Source organism: Actinomadura sp. NPDC000600 (genome assembly GCF_040492135.1).
In the GTDB taxonomy this organism is placed as follows: domain Bacteria; phylum Actinomycetota; class Actinomycetes; order Streptosporangiales; family Streptosporangiaceae; genus Spirillospora.
Genome location: NZ_JBEUPD010000002.1, coordinates 197,222 through 214,842, shown reverse-complemented (window position 1 = coordinate 214,842; position 17,621 = coordinate 197,222). Strand labels below are relative to the sequence as shown.

General features: G+C 71.7%; 12 protein-coding genes. 6 read left to right on the top strand and 6 right to left on the bottom strand.

Annotated features, from left to right (window positions below; translation table 11 throughout):
* Positions 1-8: 8 nt before the first annotated feature.
* Together ABWI07_RS03770 and ABWI07_RS03765 are read right to left on the bottom strand one after the other, a co-directional pair.
* Positions 9-1,241, bottom strand: coding sequence for an acyl-CoA dehydrogenase family protein (locus ABWI07_RS03770; RefSeq protein WP_149261893.1), 1,233 nt, complete (start codon positions 1,239-1,241; stop codon positions 9-11).
* Positions 1,238-2,830: an AMP-binding protein gene (locus tag ABWI07_RS03765; RefSeq protein WP_353817624.1), complete on the bottom strand. Its 1,593-nt coding sequence runs from the start codon at positions 2,828-2,830 to the stop codon at positions 1,238-1,240. Before ABWI07_RS03765 ends, ABWI07_RS03770 begins: the two co-directional genes overlap by 4 nt.
* Positions 2,831-3,371: 541 nt before the next feature.
* Here ABWI07_RS03765 and ABWI07_RS03760 point away from each other — a divergent pair.
* Positions 3,372-5,192, top strand: coding sequence for a bifunctional metallophosphatase/5'-nucleotidase (locus tag ABWI07_RS03760; RefSeq protein WP_149261895.1), 1,821 nt, complete (start codon positions 3,372-3,374; stop codon positions 5,190-5,192).
* A gap of 120 nt (positions 5,193-5,312) precedes the next feature.
* On the opposite strand, the gene ABWI07_RS03755 is transcribed toward ABWI07_RS03760, so the two are convergent.
* A complete protein-coding gene (locus tag ABWI07_RS03755) occupies positions 5,313-6,290 on the bottom strand; it encodes a helix-turn-helix domain-containing protein (protein ID WP_353817623.1) in 978 nt (325 codons plus the stop codon).
* Between the two features lie 71 nt (positions 6,291-6,361).
* On the opposite strand from ABWI07_RS03755, the gene ABWI07_RS03750 reads away from it, so the two are divergent.
* A complete protein-coding gene (locus ABWI07_RS03750; protein WP_353817622.1) occupies positions 6,362-7,786 on the top strand; it encodes a pyridoxal phosphate-dependent decarboxylase family protein in 1,425 nt (474 codons plus the stop codon).
* Between the two features lie 9 nt (positions 7,787-7,795).
* On the opposite strand, the gene ABWI07_RS03745 is transcribed toward ABWI07_RS03750, so the two are convergent.
* On the bottom strand, positions 7,796-8,611 hold the full coding sequence (locus ABWI07_RS03745; protein ID WP_353817620.1) for an SAM-dependent methyltransferase: 816 nt from the start codon (positions 8,609-8,611) through the stop codon (positions 7,796-7,798).
* A 130-nt stretch (positions 8,612-8,741) separates the two neighbouring features.
* Between ABWI07_RS03745 and ABWI07_RS03740 the strand changes: the two genes are divergently transcribed.
* A complete protein-coding gene (locus ABWI07_RS03740) occupies positions 8,742-9,923 on the top strand; it encodes a cytochrome P450 (RefSeq protein ID WP_353817619.1) in 1,182 nt (393 codons plus the stop codon).
* Positions 9,924-10,050: 127 nt separating this feature from the next.
* Positions 10,051-11,817: a BCCT family transporter gene (locus ABWI07_RS03735; protein WP_149261900.1), complete on the top strand. Its 1,767-nt coding sequence runs from the start codon at positions 10,051-10,053 to the stop codon at positions 11,815-11,817.
* Positions 11,818-11,832: 15 nt separating this feature from the next.
* Here the strand turns inward: ABWI07_RS03735 and ABWI07_RS03730 are convergent, their stop codons facing one another.
* Together ABWI07_RS03730 and ABWI07_RS03725 are read right to left on the bottom strand one after the other, a co-directional pair.
* Entirely contained in the window at positions 11,833-12,657 is an 825-nt protein-coding gene (locus tag ABWI07_RS03730) for an oxygenase MpaB family protein (protein ID WP_149261901.1), read from the bottom strand.
* Positions 12,658-12,916: 259 nt separating this feature from the next.
* The gene (locus tag ABWI07_RS03725) at positions 12,917-13,648 is read right to left on the bottom strand and encodes an isocitrate lyase/PEP mutase family protein (protein WP_353817618.1); all 732 of its coding nucleotides are present in this window, start codon (positions 13,646-13,648) and stop codon (positions 12,917-12,919) included.
* 140 nt (positions 13,649-13,788) lie between these two features.
* Here ABWI07_RS03725 and ABWI07_RS03720 point away from each other — a divergent pair, with 140 nt between their 5' ends.
* Positions 13,789-14,817, top strand: a complete 1,029-nt coding sequence (locus ABWI07_RS03720) for an alpha/beta hydrolase (protein ID WP_353817617.1) — start codon at positions 13,789-13,791, stop codon at positions 14,815-14,817.
* Positions 14,818-15,140: 323 nt separating this feature from the next.
* Positions 15,141-17,552 carry a M4 family metallopeptidase gene (locus ABWI07_RS03715; protein WP_353817616.1) on the top strand — a complete coding sequence of 804 codons (2,412 nt, stop codon included), beginning with the start codon at positions 15,141-15,143 and terminating at the stop codon, positions 17,550-17,552.
* Positions 17,553-17,621: the final 69 nt, after the last annotated feature.

Here is a 17,621-nt window from a genome sequence, read left to right as displayed (position 1 = left end):
CGTAGTGGTCAGCCGCGGGGCAGGTTCAGGCCCCGGGTGGCGATGACGTTGCGCTGGATCTCTGTGGTGCCGCCGAGGAAGGTGGACGCGACCGAGTCCCGGCGCATGTGCGTGAACACCGCGTCGAGGGGCGCCCCCTCGCGGTCCCAGAGCGCGGCGGACCGCCCGAACGCCAGCGCGCCCGTCCGCGCGAGCCGCTGGTGCAGCTCGGCCCCGAACAGCTGGTTGACGGACGCCTCGAAGCCGGGCTCGTCGCCCGCCGCCTGCCGCGACACCGTGTAGCGGGCCAGGTTGTACAGGACGGCGATCTCGGTCCGCCGGCGCGCGACCTCCTCCCGCAGCGCGGGGCTCCGCCGGGCGTGCCGCGCCCCCTCCGGCGACCTGAGGTAGGCGACCAGATCGGCGAGGGCGTGCTCGTACTTGATGGTGGCGCCGATCCCGGCCCGCTCGAAGCCGAGCGCGGACATCGCCACGTACCAGCCGCGGTTCTCCTCGCCGACCCGGTTCGCCACCGGCACCCGGACGCCCTCGAAGAAGATCTCGCAGAACGGCACCGCGCCGCGGATGTCGGTGATGGGGCGGATCGTCACGCCGGGCGAGTCGGCCTCGACCAGCAGGAAGGTGATGCCGCGGTGGGGGCGCTCGGCGGACGGGTCGGTGCGCACGAGCACGAACAGCCAGTCGGCGTACTGGCCCAGGGATGTCCACACCTTCTGGCCGTCGACCACGTACTCGTCCCCGTCCCGGACGGCGCGGGTGCGCAGCGAGGCCAGGTCGGAGCCCGACTCCGGCTCGGAGAAGCCCTGCGCCCACGTCGCCTCGCCCGCCGCGATCGGCGGCAGGTGGACGGCCTTCTGCTCGTCGGTGCCGTGGACCAGCAGGGTCGGGCCGAGGAGGAACGCGCCGATGCCGTTCACGGTCGGCACCCGGGCGCGCATCATCTCCTCGTGCAGGACGAACTCCTCCAGCGCCGACAGGCCCGCGCCGCCGTACTCCCGGGGCCAGTGCGGCGCGATCCAGCCGCGCTCGGCCAGCGCCGCCGCCCAGGCCCGCGCGCCCTCGCGCCGCTCGGGATCGTCCGCGACCCGGTCGACCGGCCAGTTGTAGCCGGCGACGTCCTCGGGTTCGAGGCTGTGCTCCTCGTCCCCGGCCGGACGGTACGACGCGGGGAACCGCTCCTCGACGAAGGCGCGGACCTCCTCGCGGAAGGCCGCCTGCTCTGGCGTGTCGTCCCAGTTCACCGGTCGCTCGCCTCCCGGTCCCAGGTGGTCGGGGTGATCCCGCCGTCGCCCTGCGCGCGCAGCTTGTACTTGGCGACCTTGTCGGTGGGGGTGCGCGGCAGCGCGTCGATGAACTCGACGTAGCGCGGCACCATCGAGCGCGGCAGCCGCTCCTCGCAGTAGGCCACCAGCTCCTCCGGGTCGAGCCCGGTGTCCGGTTGCACCACGACCGACACCTTGATGTCCTCGTCCTCCAGTTCCGAGGGCACGCCGATCGCGGCGCACTCCAGTACCGCCGGATGCCGGTTGATCTCGGTCTCCAGGTCGAACGCGGAGATGTTCTCCCCCCGCCGGCGGATGGCGTCCTTCATCCGGTCGAGGAAGTAGAAGTACCCGTCGTCGTCGCGCCATACCCGGTCGCCGGTGTGGAACCACATGTTCCGGAAGCAGCGGGTCGTGGCCTCCCAGTTGCCGTAGTAGCCGGTCGTGAGGACGAACGGCTGCTTCGGCCGCAGCACCAGCTCGCCCGGCTCGCCCGGCCCGACCTCCCGGTCGCGCTCGTCCACGACCGCCACCTGGAACCGCTCCTCGTGCGCCTGCCCGCACGAGCCGACGCGCCACTCCCCGTACGGGCTGCCGGTCGCGATGCCCGCCTCGGTGCTGGTGTAGGTCTCCACGGACCGGACACCGAACCGCTCCCGCAGGGGCTCGTCCAGGTTGGACTTGCCCATGTAGAACGTCTCCAGCCGGTGGTCGCGGTCGCGGGACGTCGGCGGGCGGTTCAGCAGGATCGGGATCATGGAGAACACGCTCATGCAGACCTGCGCGTCGAAGCGGCGCACGTCGTCCCAGAACCTCGACGCGCTGAACCTCTCGACGATCGCGATCGAGCCGCCGCCGAGGAGGGCCGAGAGCATGCCGTCCCACAGCGCGGCGGCGTGGAACAGCGGCAGCGGGCAGTAGATCGTCTTGCCCCAGCGGTCGAGGAAGTCGAGCGAGTCGTAGGCGCAGGTCAGCGCGAGGGCGTGCGGGACCATCGCGCCCTTGGACGGCCCGGTGGTGCCGGACGTGTACATGATCGCCTGCATGTCGCTGAAGGCGACGCCGGCGTCCACCGGACCGGAGCCGTCGGCCGGGAGCGCGGACATGTCCCGCGCGGGCTTGCCGAGCCGGTCGAGCAGCACCCCGGCCTCCGCGGCGCCCCGCACGATGACCCGTTCCAGCTTGGGCAGCCGGTCGGCGATCTCGACGAGCCGCTCGGCGTACGGGCCGTCGATGATGAGCCGGCCGGAGTCGGAGCTGTCCAGGACGTGCCGGAGCAGCTCGCCCCGGTAGGCGATGTTGATCGGTACGGCGACCGCGCCCAGCCGGGCAAGCGCGAAGATGACGTGCACGAAGTCGGCGCAGTTGGGCAGCATCACGCCCACGTGGTCGCCGCGCGCGATGCCGGCGGCGGAGAACGCGCGGGCCAGCCGGTCGGCGGCGGCGTCCACCTCGCCGTAGCTGATCTCCCCGTCGCGGAACCTGAGGAACGTCTGTCTTCGGTGCACCTGCGCCTGTGACCGGAGAACGTCCCCGAGGACGAAGCTCTCCAGCGTCTCCTTGCGCATCCGGACCTCCGCTGTCGCTGCGTGGCGTGGGTCGACGGGCTGGGTGGGCTCGACGGCTGGCGGCTCGATGGGCGGCTCGTTGGCGGGCGGGCGGACGGCGGCGCGGAAACGGCCGGCGGGGTCCGCAATCAGACATTGCCTTAAATAGAGGAACACGAAACGCCAAACACGGCAATAGTGGCGAAAAGGCAACAAGGACGTTCAAGTAGTGCGCTACTGGGACACGCCATCACCACTGTGACGCACGCCACACCACCCAGCCCCCGGTTTTCGGACACACGCCTCAGCAGGCGAAGTACCCCCGATACGACGGAACGCCCGGCCAGGCGGCGGCCTGACCGGGCGTTCGCGCGGGGCGCCGCCGGCCGTGCCCGCCCGATGTCCGGCGGCCTCCGGCACGAGATCGAACAGCGCCGGGCCGGACACCGTGCACAAGGACTGCCAACGAATCCGCCCAAGGATCGGAGGATGTCGCCGAAAGCGATCCTGAGCTGCGCCTCTATCGTTCTGCCGTCACCCCTGCGGAAGGAACGAGTGCGTCATGGAGAATCCGAAGGCCCCTGAGCCCCGCTGGTGCTCGTGCCGCGTGCCGGACGTCAGCCGCAGGCAGGTCCTCGGCGGCCTGACCGCCGCGAGCGCGCTCGCCCTGGCCGGATGGCCCGGCTCCGCCCAGGCTGCGACCCCCGGCAAGTCCGTGACGATCACCGTCATGGGCACGTCCGACCTGCACAGCCACGTAGTTAACTGGGACTACTACAAGGACGCCGAGTACACCGACAGCGCCGGCAACGTGGTCGGCCTGGCGCGCGTGTCCAGCCTCGTCAACCAGATCCGCGCCGACCGCGGGCGCGACCGCACGCTGCTCTTCGACGCGGGCGACACCATCCAGGGCACCCCGCTCGGCTTCTACTACGCCTCCGTCGAGCCGATCACCGATACCGGCGGGATCCACCCGATGGCGCGGCAGATGAACGCCATCGGCTACGACGCCGTGGCCCTCGGCAACCACGAGTTCAACTACGGCATCCCGTTCCTGAACAGGTGGATCGAGCAGATGGACGCGCCGGTGCTCGCCGCCAACGCCGTCCACGCCGGCACCCGCCGCCCCGCCTACCTGCCGTACATGATCAAGACGATGCGGGTCCGCGGCTACCCGCCGATCCGCGTCGGGGTGCTCGGCCTCACCAACCCGGGCGTCGCGATCTGGGACAAGGCCAACGTCTCCGGCAAGCTCGACTTCCTGGACCTGGTGGAGACGGCCCGGCGCTGGGTGCCGGTCATCCGCGCGAAGGGCGCGGACGTCGTCGTCGTCAGCGCCCACTCCGGCGACAGCGGCACCTCGTCCTACGGCGACGCGCTGCCCGTCGAGAACGCCGCCGCCCTGGTCGCCGAGCAGGTCCCGGGCATCGACGCGATCCTGTTCGGGCACGCTCACCTGGAGATCCCGCAGCGGTTCGTCACCAACAAGGCCACCGGCCGGACGGTCGTGCTGAGCGAGCCGAAGTGCTGGGGCCAGCGCCTGTCGGTCTTCGACCTCACCCTCGTCCACGAGCGGGGCCGCTGGAAGGTCACCGGCAAGTCCGCGACGACCGTGAACAGCAACACGGTCGAGGAGGACCCGGAGCTCGTCACGCTCGTCAAGAAGCAGCACGACGCGGTGGTCGCCTACGTCAACAAGGAGGTCGCGACCTCCACCGAGGAGATGTCGGCGGCGGAGTCCTGCTGGAAGGACACCGCGATCCTGGACTACATCCACCTGGTGCAGACCGCGAAGGTCAAGGAGGCGGTCGCGGGCACCGAGAACGCGTCCCTGCCCGTCGTCTCGATCGCCGCGCCCTTCAGCCGCGCCGCGACCTTCCCGGCCGGCAAGGTGACGATCCGGGACATCGCCGGCCTCTACATCTACGACAACACGCTGCTGGCGAGCATCCTGACGGGCTCCCAGATCAAGGCGTACCTGGAGTACTCGGCCCAGTACTTCAAGCAGGTCGACCCCGCGGCCCCGGTCGACCCGGCCTCGTGGACGAACGCGAACAACCGCCCCGACTACAACTACGACCAGTTCTCCGGCGTCGCCTACGACGTCGACATCGCCAAGCCGGCGGGCTCGCGCATCGCGAACCTGTCCTACGACGGCAAGGCCGTCGCCGACGACCAGAAGTTCGTCGTCGCGGTCAACAACTACCGCCAGTCGGGCGGCGGCGGCTTCCCCCACATCGCCGCGGCCCCGGTCGTCTACAACGCCCAGGTGGCGATCCGCGAGGCGATCGTCGAGTACGCGTCCGCCGCGGGGACCATCGATCCCACGACGTTCCACGTGGAGAACTGGAAGCTCGTCCGAAACGGCACCCCGGTCTTCTAGGGCCTGGCTCGAAGTGTCCTCCGCCACGCGCGCGAACGCGTGACCTGCCCGGTGCGGCGAAGCCGGAGGCGAGCGGCACCGGGCAGATCGCGAAGCGATGCCGCGTTCGCCCAGGCACGGTCACGTAGCGAGCCGCCAGGCGAGCGAAGTGGGCCGGGACTGTTGGAAGAAAGCGCGGCGGTAGGCGGTCGGGGGGACGCCTACCGCCCGGGTGAAGTGGTGGCGGAGGTTGGCCGGGCTGCCGAGGCCGGAGCGCTCGGCGATCTGGTCGACGGGGAGGGACGTGGTCTCCAGGAGTTCGCGCGCGTGGTCGATGCGGATGCCGCGCAGCCAGGCCATCGGGGTCGTGCCGGTCGCGGCGTGGAAGCGCCGGATCAGCGTGCGGGTGGTGACGTTCGCGCGGCGCGCCAGGGCGGCGACGGTGAGGGGTTCGTGGAGGCGCTCGCGCGCCCAGTCGAGGAGCGGGCCCAGTTCGTCGGCGTCGGCCAGGGGCACCGCCGCGTCGATGTACTGGGCCTGGCCGCCGGGACGGTGCGCGGGCATCACGAGGCGCTTGGCCAGGGCGCTCGCGACGGCGGCGCCGTGGTCGTTGCGGACGACGTGCAGGCACAGGTCGAGCCCGGCGGCGGTGCCCGCGCTGGTCAGCACGTCGCCGTCGTCGATGTAGAGGACGGACGCGTCCACCATGACCTTCGGGTGACGGGCGGCCAGCTCGCCCGCGTGCATCCAGTGGGTGGTCGCCGGGCGCCCGTCCAGGAGGCCCGCGGCGGCGAGGACGAACGCACCCGTGCACAGCGAGACGATGCGGGCGCCGTTGCGGTGCGCGGCGCGGACCGCGTCGACCAGGTCCGGCGGCTGCTGGTCGATGACGCTCGCGCAGGCGGGGACCACGACGGTGTCGGCCTCGGCGAGCGTGTCGAGGCCGTACTCGGCTTGGGCGGCGAAGCCGGCGGTGGTGCGGGTGCCGGGAGCGGCGCAGAGGCGGAAGTCGTACCAGGACGGAGCGAGTCCCGGGCGCTCGTACCCGAACACCTCGCACGGGATCGCCAGCTCGAAGATCGGCACGCCCTCGGTGACGGCGACGGCGAGCGTGTGCATGTCACTAATTTAGCGGTGATGGTCACTTGTGCCACTTGGGGGCGGGCCCCGTGCACGCCAGGCTCGGACGCATGGACCACTTCCCCTCTGGACGAGCCTCCTTCGATCCGCCCGCGGAGGCGGCCGAGCGCGTGTGGCGGCAGGTCGTCGACCTGATGCGCGGCGAGCGCGAGCGGATCGCCGGGCGGGACGTGAGCGCCCCCGTGGACGTGCGCGAGCTGCGGACGGCGATCGGCGCGTACGACTTCGACCGCCCGGTCGCGCCCGGCGAGGCGGTGGACGGGGTCGCGGAGCTGCTGCGGGCGACGACCGTCCACACCACGCATCCCCGGTACTTCGGATTGTTCAACCCCACGCCGACCTTCATGGGCGTGGTCGGCGAGACGCTCGCGGCGGCGTTCAACCCGCAGCTCGCCGCGTGGTCGCACGCCCCCGCCGCGGCGGAAATCGAGGCGCACCTGGTGCGCTTCCTCGGCGCCCGCCTCGGCTACCCGCGCGACGCGGTGGCCGGGTCGTTCACGAGCGGAGGGGCGGAGGCCAACCTGACGGCCGTGCTGCTCGCGCTGACCAGGACCTGGCCGGAGTACGGCGAGAAGGGGCTGCGCGCGCTCCCCGGCCGTCCGCTCCTGTACGCGTCGTCCGAGAGCCACCTGGCCTGGCTGAAGATCGCGCACGCGACCGGCATCGGGCGGGACGCCGTGCGCCTCGTCCCGACCGGTCCCGGGCTGCGCATGGAGGCCGGGCCGCTCGCCGAGCTGATCGCCGCCGACCGGGCGCGCGGCGACCTGCCGTTCCTCGTCGCCGCGACGGCCGGCACCACCGGCGCCGGAGCGATCGACCCGCTGCACGACCTGGCCGACCTGTGCGCCGGCCTCGGCCTCCGCCTGCACGTGGACGCCGCCTACGGGGGCGCGGCGGCGCTGTCGGACCGGCTGCGGCCCGCCCTGGACGGCATCGAGCGCGCCGACTCCGTCACGCTCGACGCGCACAAGTGGCTGAGCGTGCCGATGGGCGCGGGCACGCTGCTCACCACCGACGCCGAGGGCCTCGCGGAGGCCTTCCGGGTCACCACGTCCTACATGCCGGACGAGATCCAGGGGGCCGTCGACCCCTACACCTCGACCCAGCAGTGGTCGCGCCGGTTCATGGGCCTCAAGCTCTTCCTCAGCCTCGCCGTCGCGGGCCGCGCGGGCTACGCCGAGCAGCTCGAACGCGACGCCGCCCTCGCGGACGTGCTGCGCGGCAGGCTCGCCGCGACCGGCTGGGAGGTCGTCAACGACACCCCGCTGCCCGTCGTGTGCTTCGCCGACCCCGGCGACCGGACGTGGGACCACCACGACGCGCTCGCCCGCACGGTCGTGGAGAGCGGGCGCGCGTGGATCAGCCCCGTCCGGCTGGACGGGCGCGCCGCCCTGCGCGCCTGCGTCATCAGCCACCGCACCACGGCCGAGGACGTCGAGGACCTCGTCGACGCCGTGAACAAGGCGCGCACCTGATCGGGCGGGTCAGGGGACGCGGGCGAGGGCGCACAGCATGGAGACGTCCTCGACCGACGGGCGGTCCTCCGGCGGGACGTCGGGACGCCAGTCGACGACCGAGGTGATGCCCGGCGGGAGGAGCTCCAGGCCGTCGAAGAAGCGCGCGAACTCCTCCCGGGTGCGGAGCCGGAACGGGACGCCGCTGCGCGCGTTCGCCTCCTCGTTCTCCGCGTACTGCTCGGGGGTGAGGTGCTCGCTGGTCGCGTGCGTCATGACGAGGTAGCTGCCGGGGGCCAGGGCCGAGACCAGGCGGGAGACGATGCCGTGCGGGTCGTGGTCGTCGGTGACGAAGTGCATGGTGGCGACCAGCATCAGCGCCGCCGGCCTGGACAGGTCCAGGGTCTCGCGCAGATCGGCGTTCGCGAGGATCTTGTCGGGTTCGCGCAGGTCGGCCTCGATGTAGGCGGTCCGGCCCGCCGGGTGGCTGTTCAGCAGGGCGCGGGCGTGGACGAGCACCACGGGGTCGTTGTCGACGTAGACGATGCGCGACGTCGGCTCGATCGCCTGGGCGACCTCGTGCACATTGCCGGCCGACGGGAGCCCTGTGCCGATGTCGAAGAACTGGTGTATTCCGGCCTCGCCGGCCAGGTATCCCACCACGCGCTTCAGGAATTTGCGGTTCTCCCGGGCCGACAGGCCGACGGTCGGCCACGCGGACGCGACCACCTCAGCGGACTCGCGGTCCACCGCGAAATTGTCCTTGCCGCCGAGCCAGTAGTTGTAGCGGCGGGACGGGTGCGCCTTCGTCGGGTCGATCCCCGCGGGGACCCACTCATCTTCCACGGCGACCTCGTTTCGTTGCGCGCCGCGCCCCCGCGGCTCAAGATCAAGTGCCCTGGTCGTACCGGGCGAAGAACAGAATCTCACATCCGCGGGGGACCGAAACTGCGGCCTTTGTGAAATGGTGGCGACCGTGGATCTCTTCTACAGTCCCTTCGACTTCGCGATTCAGGACGACCCTTACCCGGTGTACGCGGAACTGCGCGATAAGTCACCGGTCCATCGCAACGACGCCGACGACTTCTGGGCCCTTTCCCGGCACGCCGACGTTCTCGCGGCCCTGAAGGACTCCGCCCGCTTCTCCAGCCGGAACGGCCTGCGGATCGAACCGGCGTTCTGGGGCCCGGACGCGGAGAGGTTCTTCTCCTTCGTCGCGATGGACCCGCCGAAGCACACCCGGATGCGCGGCCTGGTGTCGCGGGCGTTCACGCAGAAGCGCGTCCAGGCGCTGGAGCCGCGCATCCGCAAGATCGCGCGCGAGTGCCTGGCGCCGCTTCTGGACGGCGACTCCTTCGACCTGATGACCGGCTTCGCGGCCCGCTTCCCCACGGACGTGATCTCCGAGCTGGTCGGCGTCCCCGAGGCCGACCGCGGCAAGGTCCGCGACCTCGGCATGGCGATCATGTACCGGGACGAGGCGGGCGACGACCTGCCGCCCGAGGCGCTCCAGGCGATCGGCGCCCTCGTCGCCTACTACACCGAGCTGACCGTCGAACGGGCCCAGCGGCGCCGCGACGACCTGCTGTCCGGCCTGCTGGACGCGGCCGAGGGCGAGGACCGGCTCACCCCGGAGGAGATCGTCGGCGTGCTGATCCTGCTCGTCGGCGCCGGCATCGAGACCACGATGCTCACGCTCGGCAACGCCTGGCACGCCGCCTGGCGGCACCCCGAGCAGCGGGCCGCCGCGCTCGGCGGGCGCGTCGAGGACTGGATCGAGGAGACCCTGCGCTGGGACCCGCCGTCCCAGGCGCTCGCCCGCACCACCAACGAGGACGTGGAGCTGCACGGCGTGACGATCCCGGCGGACGCGCGCGTCCTGCTGCTCACCGGCGCCGCCAACCGCGACCCGGACGTCTTCCCCGAGCCCGACCGCTTCGACCTCGACCGCGACACCGGCGCGTCCCTCGCGTTCGGCAACGGCCGCCACCACTGCCTCGGCGCGAACCTCGGCCGGCTGGAGGCCCGCATCGCGCTCGGCGAGATCGCGGACGTCGTGGCCGACTACGAGATCGACATCGACGCCGCGAAGCGGGTCCGCTCGTCCAACGACCGCGGCTTCGCGTCCCTGCCCACCCGCGTCACCGCCCGCTGCTGACCGCGCCGTCCCCGGCCGGAGGCGCTCCGACGGCCGGGGACGCCGGAGTCCGCGAACCCAAAGATTTTGCAAACGGATCGCTCCCCTGCGTAACTGAAAACTGAACTTTCGGGCATGAGACCGGGCTATGGAGAGGACCAAGCCCGAGCCGGGCGAGCGCGACGAGTATCCCGGCACCGAGCCCGTGAGCCTCGTCGAGCACGAGCGGCCGCGTACCGACTGGGTCGTCTACGGCGTCGCGGCGGTGCTGTCGGCCTCGTTCGTGATCTGGGGCGCGGCCGACACCGGCGGCCTCGGCTCGGTCGCCGGCACGGCGCTGGACTGGCTGCTGACGAACCTCGGCTGGCTGTTCGTGCTCGCCGCGACCGGCTTCGTGATCTTCTCGCTGTGGCTGGCGTTCAGCCGGTACGGCCGCATCCCGCTCGGGCAGGAGGGGGACGAGCCGGAGTTCCGCACGGTCTCGTGGGTCGCGATGATGTTCAGCGCGGGCATGGGCATCGGGCTGATGTTCTTCGGCGTCGCCGAGCCGCTCACGCACTTCGTGAAGCCGCCGCCCGGCACCGACCCGGCGCAGAGCGAGGCCGCGATCGAGACGGCCATGGCGACCACGATGTTCCACTGGACGCTGCACCCGTGGTCGATCTACGCCGTGCTCGGCCTCGCGATCGGGTACAGCCACTACCGCCGGGGCCGCAGCCAGCTGATCAGCTCGGCGTTCACGCCGCTGCTCGGCCGCCGCCGCGCCGCGGGTCCCGCGGGCAAGGTCATCGACGTCCTCGCGCTGTTCGCCACCCTCTTCGGCTCGGCCGCCTCGCTCGGCATCGGCGCGCTGCAGATCCGGACCGGGATGCAGGAGGCGGGCTGGATCGAGTCGCTCGGCACCACCGTCCTCGTCCTGGTCATCGTGGTGCTGACGGTCTGCTTCGTGGTGTCGGCCGTGTCCGGCGTCGCGCGCGGCATCCAGTGGCTGTCCAACATCAACATGGTGCTGGCCGTCCTCCTCGCGCTCTTCGTGTTCGTGGTCGGGCCGACCGTCTTCATCCTGGAGCTGCTGCCCACCACGCTCGGCGTCTACCTCCAGGACTTCGGGGAGATGGCGTCCCGGTCGGGCGCGACGGGCGGCGAGCCGATGAAGACGTTCCTGTCCAACTGGACGATCTTCTACTGGGCGTGGTGGATCTCCTGGGCGCCGTTCGTCGGCATGTTCCTGGCCCGGATCAGCCGCGGCCGCACCATCCGGCAGTTCGTCGCCGGCGTGATCCTCGTGCCGAGCGCGGTCAGCGTGGTCTGGTTCGCGATCTTCGGTGGGACGGCCGTCGACCAGCAGCGCAAGGGCCTGAACCCGTTCGGGAACGGGACCGAGGAGCAGATCACCTTCAACGTCCTCGGCCACCTGCCGTGGGTGGCGGTGACCGGGGTCGTCGTCATGGTGCTGGTCGCGATCTTCTTCGTGTCCGGCGCGGACGCGGCGTCGATCGTCATGGGCACGCTGTCGCAGCGCGGCTCGACCTCCCCGTCCCGCTGGGTCGTGGTCTTCTGGGGCGCGATGACGGGCGGGGTCGCCGCGATCATGCTGGTGATCGGCGGGGACGAGGCGCTCAACGGGATCCAGAACATCACGTTCATCGGCGCGCTGCCGTTCGCGATCGTGCTGATCCTGCTGTGCGTCGCGCTGGCGAAGGACGTCCGCTCCGATCCGATGATGCGCCGCCAGCACAAGGGCGCCGAGGTGCTGGAGGACGCCGTCATCGCCGGCGTCACCCACCACAAGGGCGACTTCGAGCTCCAGATCAAACCGTCCGACACGCAGGACACTGCGGACACCGCGCGGGACCAGGAGAACCCGGAGAACGCGCGGAACGCGGACGCCGCGGCCCGGGAGGTGCCCCGCTGAGCGCCCGGGACGAGGTCACACGATCGGGCGTCCGCTCCTGATGCGGCGCCGGACGTCGCGCAGGTAGAGGTTGAAGGGGAACATCCGCGCCGGGCCCGGCAGGGCACGGTTGCTCCGTGCCAGCACGCGGGCGAAGCGGTCGAAGCGCGCCTGGTCGCGCGGCGTCCACGGGAGGCCGAGCTCGTCGCGGAACGGCTGGGGCAGGAAGCCGAGCGTCAGGAAGCGGTGGAACCGGCCGAGCGTCCAGTGGACGGGCGCGGGCAGGAAGCGCATGTCGGCGAGGTCGCGCAGGTAGCGGCGGGTGACGTCGTCCATCTCGATCTTCTCCAGGCCCGCCCGCCAGTACTCCTCGAAGGCGGCCCGGTCCGGCGGCCACATCTCCGGCGCGACCTGGAGGGTGGTGCCGAAGCGGGCGCCGTACCGGTACAGCTCGGCGGCCTCCTCCTCCGACGGCTCCCCGTACAGCATCGCGTAGATCATCTCGACGCCCGCGTAGAGGCACGCGGCGACCCACAGCTGCAGCTCGCGGTCGAACGCGTTGTAGGCGACGGGCTCCTTCGCGCGGACGTGCCGGTGCGCCCGGTTCACCTCGCGCCGCATCGCCTCCCGTTCGGCCTCGGTGCCGAGCATGGCGACGGCGATGTAGCTGAGCGTGGTGCGGGCCCGCTTGACCGGGTGCTTGTCGACGCGGCCGCTGTCGACCGTGCTCTCGGCGACGCCGTGCCCGATCGGCAGGCGGGACAGCTGCATGACGACGTTGGCCGCGGCGGCGGCCAGGGCCATGCCGCTGATCGAGTCCAGGACGACTTTCGGCGGCGTCTCCTCAACGGTCGCGGTCATGCCGGCCCCACCTCCGTACGGGCTCGCGCCTGTGCCCACGTCTGATACAACGAGTCGAATTTCGTCTCACTGTGCCATCGTAAGTGGACACTTGCAAGGCGCCCGTCGTGAGAGCGCCCTCACACGCGGCCCGCACCGGAGGCCAGGCGCCTACGCCGGGCGGGGCGCAGGCGCCAGAGCTCAGGGCTGTGCGGTCGCCCCTTGGCCAGGCGGCCCGGGCCCGTGCGGGGGACCCGGCCAGGCGTAGGCGACCCCCAGGTCAGGCGTAGGGGTCCTCCTTCGCCAGGACGCGGCCGGCGAACTCCTTCAGCGCGTCCAGGGCGCGCAGGTACGGCATCGGGCCGTAGGAGACGCGCGCGACGCCCGTCTCCGCCAGATCCCTGAGCGAGGTGCCAGGGAAGTTGTTCGCGTTGATCGGCCCCGGGATCCCCTTGACCAGGGACGGGAGGGCGTCCGGCGGCGCCGCGATCGGGTACACGCAGTCGGCGCCGGCCTCCAGGTAGAGCCGTCCGCGGGCGATCGCGGCCTCGACCGGGTCCGGCGCCTTGGCGACGAAGACGTCCGCCCGGGCGTTGATCACGAGGGCGTCACCGGCCGCCTCCCGGACGGCCGCGATGTACTCGGCCTGCGTCTCCGGCTTCGCCAGCTCCCCGGCGTAGGTGTCCTCCAGGTTGCAGCCCGCCGCCCCGATGGCGAGCAGCCGCTCGACCAGCTCACCCGGCTGGAGCCCGTACCCGGCCTCGGCGTCCACGGTGACGGGGACGGTCGCCGCGCGGATGACGCGCTCGGCGGCCGCGAACATCTCCTCGACGGGCGCCCCCTCGCGGTCGGGGAAGCCGAGCATGGCGGACACGGCGGCGCTGGCGGTGGCGAGGGCCGGGAACCCGGCCTCCTGGACGGTCTTCGCACTCCCCGCGTCCCAGACGTTGGGCAGCAGCAGCGGGTCGCCCGGCCGGTGCAGTTCCCGAAGGCGTGCGGCGTTGTCGGTCATGTCTGTCTCCTTCACTTCCCTGTAGGAGCGGAGAACCCCGCCGGATTGTGACATCCGCCCCCGACGGCGGGCCCGTCCGGACGTCCGGGCCATGGGTTAGCGTCGAGCTGATCATTCGCTTTGCGACAAGGGAGTACGCGATGCAGCCGTGGTCCGCCGAGCTCGCCGGCCGCCTGGAAGAGCACACCGTCAGCAGCGAGCTGCTGCGCGGCAACCCGCTAGGCGATCCGCACGAGCGGCCGGTCCTGGTGTACGTACCGCCCGGGTACGACGACGAACCGGACCGCCGCTACCCCAGCGTCTACGTGATCACCGGCTTCACCGGGCACGTCGGCATCTGGCGCAACCGGATGCCCTACCGGCAGCCGTTCCCCGAGGCGGCCGACGCGGTGTTCGCCTCCGGGGAGGCGCCGCCCGCGATCGTGGTGTTCGTGGACGCCTGGACGGCGCACGGCGGCAGCCAGTTCGTCGACTCGCCCGGCACGGGCCGCTACCACTCCTACATCTGCGACGAGGTCGTCCCGTGGGTGGACGGCCACTACCGGACGCTCGACGCGCCCGAGCACCGGGCGATCAGCGGCAAGTCCAGCGGCGGCTACGGCGCGATGATCACGCCGATGCTCCGCCCCGACCTGTTCGGCGCGCTCGCGACGCACGCCGGGGACGCCCTGTTCGAGTACTGCTACCTGACCGAGTTCCCCAAGTGCGTCCGCCACCTGCGCAAGTACGACGGCGACATCTGGCGCTGGTGGGACGACTTCAGGAGCCGCACCTCGTTCACCAAGCCCGAGGACATGGAACTGCTCAACATCCTCGGCATGGCGCTGTGCTACTCCGCACGCGAGGACGGCACGGTCGACCTGCCGTTCGACCCGGTCACCGGCGTGCTGCGGCCGGAGGTGTGGGAGCGCTGGCTCGCGTGGGACCCGGTACGGATGGTGCCCGGGCACGCCGAGGCGATGCGGTCGCAGCGCGCGATCTGGATCGACGGCGGGACGCGCGACGAGTGGTACCTCGACATCGGCGCGGAGGCGTTCCGCCGGGCGCTGCTCGACGCCGGCGTCGCGGAGGACGTGATCCATTTCGAGCTGTTCGACGCGGGGCACGGCGCCATCGACTACCGCTACCCGCTGGCGCTCTCCTGGCTCTGCCGCCGCATCGCCCCCTGACGCGGGCCGGGCGCCTCAACGCGCTCGCCGCCCCCTTGGTTCCCTGCCTGACGGGCCGGGCCGGTTCACCGGCCCGGCCCGTCCGCGCTGGCAGACCACGGCCTTCCATTGGTTTCAGAGATTCCCTCCACAGAATTGAAAATCCAGAACCAAATGGATTTATTGACTCCCTTCCCGAACCACGGTGCACTTCGGGTCAGCTCATCCGGATGAGTCCCCATCCAAACCCCCCGCCGGGCGGGCGGCGGTTCATGGAGCGCCCTCACAAAGGGTCTCCACGTGCCCCACCCCCTCCCCGCCCGGCACGTGGAAGGAGCACCCCCGTGAGACACCAGACCGCGATCGGGGCGGCGGCGTTGTCCGTCGGCCTCGCCGTGGCGATGTCCTCGCCCGCCTCAGGTGCGACACCCCGCACCGCCCCCGCCGCGCCGGCCAAGCCGGACCCGCGCGCCGTCGCCGCCGCCTCGGCCGACCGCCTGGTCGCGGCGAAGCCCGCCGCGTTCAAGAAGGCCCCCGAGGACCGGATCGTCCGGCGCGGGGTCACCTCGGGCCTGCGCGGCCTGCAGTACGTGGCCTACGAGCGCACCTACGACGGCCTGCCCGTCTACGGCGGCGACTTCGTCGTCACCACCAACGCCAGCGGCGGCGTGCTGAGCACCACCGTCGGCCAGACCCGCAAGCTCGACGTGTCGACCAAGGCGTCGATCGGCGCGGCGCAGGCCGCCAAGACGTCGCGCGCCCGCGTGTCCAAGGTCGAGACCGCGTCCACGCCCCGCCTGATGGTGCTCGCCGAGGGCTCCGGACGCCTCGTCTACGAGACCGTCGTCAGCGGCACCCAGAAGAAGGCCCCGACGAAGCTGCACGTGTTCGTCGACGCCAGGTCCGGCAAGGTCGTCAAGACCTACGACGAGGTCCGGGACGCGGCCGACGACCGCAGCAACTACCACGGCACGGTCGACCTCAGCACCGCCGCCACGTCCATGAGCGACCCGCAGCGCTCCGGCATCCGGTGCGGTGGCCAGAACGGCTCCACCTACACCGGCACCGACAGCGCGTGGGGCAACGGCAGCGGCACCGACCTGGAGACCGCCTGCGTCGACGCCCTCTACGCGGTCCAGAAGGAATGGGACATGCTGGGCTCCTGGCTCGGCCGCAACGGCATCAACGGCAGCGGCGGCGGCTTCCCGCTCCGCGTCGGCCTGAGCGACGTCAACGCCTACTGGAACGGCAGCTACACCAACTTCGGCCACAACCAGGCCGGCACCAAGCAGGCCACGTCGGTCGACGTCGTCGGCCACGAGAACGGCCACGCCGTCTTCACCACCACGCCCGGCGGCGACAGCGGCGGCAACGGCAACGAGAAGGGCGGGCTGAACGAGTCGGCCGGCGACATCTTCGGCGCGCTGACCGAGCACTACATGAACGAGCCCTCCACCTACGACCCGCCGGACTACCTGGTGGGCGAGGAGGTCGACCTGGTCGGCCAGGGCCCGATCCGCAACATGTACAACCCGTCCGCGCTGGGCGACCCGAACTGCTACTCGTCCTCGATCCCGAGCACCGAGGTGCACGCGGCGGCCGGCCCGCAGAACCACTGGTTCTACCTGCTGGCCGAGGGCTCGAACCCGACCAACGGCAACCCGACCAGCCCGACCTGCAACAGCTCCACCGTCACCGGCATCGGCATCCAGAAGGCCGGCCAGATCTTCATGGGCGGCCTGAACCGCAAGGTGACGAACTGGAGCCACGCCCGCGCCCGCATCGAGACGATCAACGCGGCGCTGCAGCTGTTCCCCGGCTCGGCCACCGAGTGCAACGCGGTGAAGGCGGCGTGGAGCGCGATCAACGTCCCCGCGCAGAGCGGCGAGGCGGCCTGCGGCACCCAGCAGAACGACTTCTCGATCTCGCTCAGCCCCGGCTCCGGCACCGCCCAGGCGGGCGGGACGGCGACCGCCACGGTCAGCACCCAGACCACCGGCGGCACCGCGCAGCAGGTCTCGCTGTCGGCGACGAGCAGCCCGTCCGGCCCGACCGCGACGTTCTCGCCCGCCACCGTCACCTCGGGGCAGTCGTCCACGATGACGGTCACCGTCCCGGCCGGGACGGCTGACGGCACCTACAAGCTGACCGTCCTCGCCGACGGCGCGTCCGTCGACCGAACGGCCACCTACACGCTGACCGTCGGGCAGGGCCAGCCCGGTGCCGTCTACTCCGACGACTTCGAGTCGGGAACGGGCTGGACGACCAACCCGAACGGCAGCGACACCGCCACCACGGGGCGCTGGGAGCGCGGCACCCCGCAGCCGACCAGCTACTCCGGCACCAACCTGCAGCTCGCCGCCGCGAGCGGCAGCGGCGCCCTCGTGACGGGCGCGGCCGCCGGAACCGACGCCGGAACCTATGACCTGGACGGCGGCACCAGCACCGTCCAGTCCCCGGCGATCAGCCTGCCGAGCGGCACCCTGTCGCTGAAGTTCTCCTGGAACTTCGCCTACCTCAACAACAGCTCGACCGACGACTACCTGCGCGTCCGCGTCGTCGGCGCGAACGGGTCGAGCACCGTGCTGAGCCAGAGCGGCGCCATGGCCAACAAGGCCGGGGCGTGGCAGACGGCGACGTACGACCTGTCCGCCTATGCCGGCCAGTCCGTCCGCATCGTCGTCGAAGCGGCCGACGCCGGCACCGCCAGCCTCGTCGAGGCGGGCATCGACAACCTCACCATCACCAAGGCCTGACCGCCCCCCGCCCGCGGCCCGTGACGGGGCCCGCTCCCCCGTCGCGGGCCGCGCCCTACCTGGAGGAAC